Annotated in this window: 3 protein-coding genes and 1 pseudogene; 1 reads left to right on the top strand and 3 read right to left on the bottom strand. The window is 47.0% G+C overall.

The window, feature by feature from the left end; genetic code table 11:
- Window positions 1-70: 70 nt before the first annotated feature.
- The 3 genes and pseudogenes from QZ918_RS32985 to QZ918_RS32975 all read right to left on the bottom strand — a co-directional run bounded on the left by QZ918_RS32985 (window position 71) and on the right by QZ918_RS32975 (window position 3659).
- Entirely contained in the window at window positions 71-490 is a 420-nt protein-coding gene (locus tag QZ918_RS32985; protein WP_293343287.1) for a helix-turn-helix domain-containing protein, read from the bottom strand.
- 54 nt (window positions 491-544) lie between these two features.
- Window positions 545-745, bottom strand: a pseudogene (locus QZ918_RS32980) (DUF4277 domain-containing protein); the annotation flags it as partial.
- A gap of 364 nt (window positions 746-1109) precedes the next feature.
- Window positions 1110-3659, bottom strand: coding sequence for an HD family phosphohydrolase (locus tag QZ918_RS32975; RefSeq protein WP_293343284.1), 2550 nt, complete (start codon window positions 3657-3659; stop codon window positions 1110-1112).
- Window positions 3660-3723: 64 nt separating this feature from the next.
- Here QZ918_RS32975 and QZ918_RS32970 point away from each other — a divergent pair, with 64 nt between their 5' ends.
- Window positions 3724-4065: a hypothetical protein gene (locus tag QZ918_RS32970; RefSeq protein WP_293146940.1), complete on the top strand. Its 342-nt coding sequence runs from the start codon at window positions 3724-3726 to the stop codon at window positions 4063-4065.
- Window positions 4066-4362: the final 297 nt, after the last annotated feature.

Below are 4362 nucleotides of genomic sequence, written 5' to 3'. Positions count from 1 at the left end.
ATTTGTTTGCTGCTGTTCGTTCAGTTGTCAATACTGGCAAGCGTCAGGGTTTAACTGCTTATCAATCTATTCAACAAGCTCTCTCTATTGATGGCTCCCTTTTTTCCCCTAGTTGAGCAATTACAATTCCGCATTCTTTTTCGAGCCATAGCTGTAATTTGCCATAACTTGTTTCTCCCTTTGGTTCTTGCAATTTTTTGATTAATTTTTCTCTGATTGAAAGTGGAATATGTGGGGTCTTTCCGGGAGCTTTTTTGATGCTAAGTAACTCAGTTATTCCACCTTGTTTGTAAGCTCTTAACCAACGATATATTGTTGATTCGTCTCGTTTCAACATCGTGGCTAATTCTGCTCTTTTTGGGATTTTCTTGGTCGCCAGCCAGTATAATACCAGTAATTTTTCTTTATTTACGGCGGTCACATGACCTTCGAGTCGATGCTCTAGTTCCTCAACCGTTTCCTGGATTTGTACCTGAAGTTTGTTCGCCATATTGGATTTCCTCTACTTTTACCTTATATTTTAGTGCAGCTTCATAGTGAATTGGTATAAATATAGTGGGGCGGACACCATCCCTAATCCATTAATAATCATGGCTTTAACTACCAGGCCGGGACTGACTATCTCACCCGGTTGTTTGCCTACTAATTCATTGATTTTTTCAACAATTCCTATTTCATCAACTAGACCGGCTATTAAGCCCAGATGATCTAGGTTTTTTACTGTCATCTGGGATGCTTTTTGCATGGGCTGCTAAATCCTGATTTAAGCATTCATCTCGATCGCCAGTTTACACTATTTTTGGTGATGATTGGTTACCCAAGAGCGATCGCAATTAACGCATTTTCGCGGATGCGCTCGGTTACGGATATTTCATAAACTTGGTCTTTTACCGAGCGCTACCAAAATAATTGAGTATTTTTACTCGCTCTTGTCTCTGATGATTCACTTTTACCCCTCAATTCGCGTATGTGCCAGTTCGGGGTGCGGAATGTGGGTTTAAAAATTATGAATTTTTTGAAAATTAAATCCGATCGAATATCTGCGGAATGTGGGTAATAACGGTATTTTTACTATAAAATATCTCTCCCAAAATATAACTCATAAGTCTCTACCTCGGAGTAAAAACTGCACTAGGATAAGCAATCCGCTTGTGATTGAACTGTTCCCAAACCCGCACAAAAATCTCCGCAATTAAAGACATATCCTCCCGAGTCAAACCAGAATCCAGCAACTGATTATCCTGCCAGCGCGCCCGCAAAATCCGATTGACCATATTCAAAGCTTCCTCATGAGTGGCATCCTTGAGCGATCGCAAAGCAGCTTCACAAGAATCCGCCAACATCAAAATTCCAGTTTCCCGCGACTGCGGAATCGGCCCGTCGTAGCGAAAATCCTGCTCCCTCACTTCCCGGGTTTCGATTGCTAACTTTGAATTATCCGCATCTGCCAAAGTAATATTTAAATTTTCAGGTTCTTTTACAGCAATTTGCTGCGCTTGATGGTAGAAATAAGCAATTAACATTGTGCCTTGATGTTCAGGAATAAATGCCTGAATCGACTTCGGCAATCGATGCTTCCGCGCCATTACCAACCCTTCGCTAACGTGCTTTTTAATAATTTCGGCGCTCATCCAAGGGTTATTAATTTCATCGTGTTTGTTTCCTCCGCCCATTTGATTTTCGCAAAATCCGCTTGGGTCGTGCATTTTTCCAATATCGTGGTATAGCGTACCAGCTCTAACTAACTCAACATTGCAGCCGAGTTCCCTCGCCGCAGCCTCCGCCAAACTAGCCACAAACAGCGTGTGCTGAAAAGTCCCCGGAGCTTCGGCAGCCAACCTCTTTAACAGCGGGCGGTTGGGATTGGCAAGTTCCGCTAGCCGGATCGGGGTAATCAAGTCGAAAACGTGTTCTAAATAAGGGCTGATGCCGATCGCCACCACGCTCCAAGCCAAACCAGCCAAACTTTGGCAACCCACCGTACCGAGTACAACGTACCAAATCGCACCCGCAGCAGCGCTAGCAATCAAAGTCCCCACCAGATAGACACTGCCCTGAGTCAAGCCGACAGCCACGCCCAAAAGAGCCAATTCCTCGCGCGATCGCAATCTTCCGGCCATAAAAGCACCCAGCAATCCCCCCGCCGCGCTAGCCACCAAATGAATCAACTCTACATCCAAGCCAATGGGTAGCAGCGCCGACAGCAGCCCCACCACAGTCACTCCCACCGCCGAACCGTAGAAGCCGCCTGCTAAAATCCCGATCGCCGGTAAAGTCGTCCAAGGCAGCCCCAAGCTCACCAGCACCGGCGCGCTCAACGTCAGCAGCAGCAACAGCAAATGATCTCTCCGGCGCAAGCGGTAGTGCCTTTCTACCAGCAACACGATCGCAATTGCCCCCGCGACCAAACAAACAAAACCCGCCAGCCCCAGCCAATTTACACCCCGCCGGCTCAAACCAAAATAGTCCAGCAATACGAAATCTTGCTGCGCGATAATTTTTCCTTCTGCAACAATAATATCGCCCTTCTCTACGGCGATCGTCACCGGTTTCACCTTTTGCGCCGCCAATTCCGCTAGCTGTTTGGTTTCCTCGGGATCTCTCACCAGATTTGGCTGCAAAATCGTACTTAAAGCCTCAACCGCCAAAGCTTGGGACTCTAACGGCACTTCCTCTGCGACTTGCAGCTTCACAGCTTCTTTCAAAATCTCTTTTGGCAACCCCTGCGGGATACCTTGAGCCAGCATCATTTTTGCCACCCGACTTATACCCGTTTGGGTTTTCTGCCAAGCTGCATCCGACAAATCAAACAGGGAAGTATCATAAATCTTTCGGAGCGCGGAAACCGACGGTTTTTCAAGCGCCTCCACAGCATTCGCATAGCGCCGGCGAGCCTCGGAAATACTATCTGTCAGGCTTTGAAAATCTGCTGCCCGGACCGATCGGCTGTAAGCTTGCAATTGAGCGATCGCATCCTGCTGAGACTTGTTATCCGTCGGTGCAGCAATTGCCGGGGAATTCAAATTCAACCGCTCAAAATTTGCACTGTTGTCCCCTGCTTGCGCCAAAATCGCTCGCCACTCCCACTCCGGACACCCCCTCAAGTAAACCTGAGCCGCATTTGAGAGCGCCGAGGGCGTCGCAAACGGAAACGGGCCTACCGCCCGCCGGAGTTGGCTCCCCTGTTGCCAAAATTGTTGCAATTCTCGCTCGATTTGTCGATCGACCGCGCGATCGAGCATTAATATCGGTACAGCCCCGATTCGTGCTGATGAACGGTGTTCTTCAGTAGTTTTGTGATCGGGAATGCTAACACTAGCAGGAGCCTTAATCGTCTGAGGAGCTTTCGTCCCCACATCCAATTTCGGCTGGTTGTAGAAGCGGTGGCCAAGAGTGCTGCTGAGGGAAACTACTGCTACCAGGGCCAACATCGGGGAACGAGCCTGATTTTTGAGGCTAGATTTTGAGGTTTTACTTGTCAATCTAATAAAAGTCTCGGGCCCAGGCCATTTCTGGCGCAAAAAACGGCTCAGGAGAGGCCCGCCAGGGCGATCGGCTGTTTTACTGTCACCATTTTGCACTTGAGCAATGTGTTGGCGCAGCGAGCGCGTAGCCCCTAACTGCTCAATCTGTCGCATTAATGAGGAGAGCGTATTCATTTGTGTCGAAGATATATCACTGTTACTCAGCAGCTTTGTCAGAAATTCTGACTGTGCATCTTGATTGAGTTTATCCGAACTACCGTACCTGAATATTCTAAACAAGCAGGCTAATTTACCAGACACTCGACAGCCGATCGATTTTCTATCTAAGTGTCGCCAACAACGCCAGCAGTGTCCTCAAGCTTCTGCTGCTTATTTCCTGCCTTTGTCTATCTCAAACAGCTCTCGTGCGGTGTGGCTAAAAACCCGCTTTCTCGGTCGATTCCTAGTTTCCCAATCCTATACTCTCCTAGAAATCTGGTTTGAGGAAGCAAGCGCCTCCAATTTAAGTTGTTACTTGTTAATTTTTAATTGTCGCTCTCCTTTGGCTGTCACTTGTGACTTGCTAATTGCTAATTGCTAATTGTTAACTGCTAATTCTTAATTGCTATAGCGGTTTTCACAAAGATTCGCGGACGTTGTTGGGAAGAGAGCCCTCTTGATTTCAGCGGTTATGTAAGCTGTCAGCCATACCTCATCTTTTTGAGAAAGGCTATAGTTTCTGCTTTCCCCTCCTGTTCAAAGCTCCCAACTTTATAGGACTTACGCATTGACAAAAAATATCATCTATGTATTCTAGACGATACCATCACGGCTCAGGTTTGCCAAAATATGCTCACGTATAACTGAAGTGAATAAATTCCTTTGGACTTCATACCAG

The sequence above is a fragment of the Microcoleus sp. CAWBG58 genome, from assembly GCF_020883045.1.
In the GTDB taxonomy this organism is placed as follows: Bacteria; Cyanobacteriota; Cyanobacteriia; order Cyanobacteriales; family Microcoleaceae; genus Microcoleus.
This window is presented reverse-complemented; position numbering and strand designations above follow the sequence as displayed.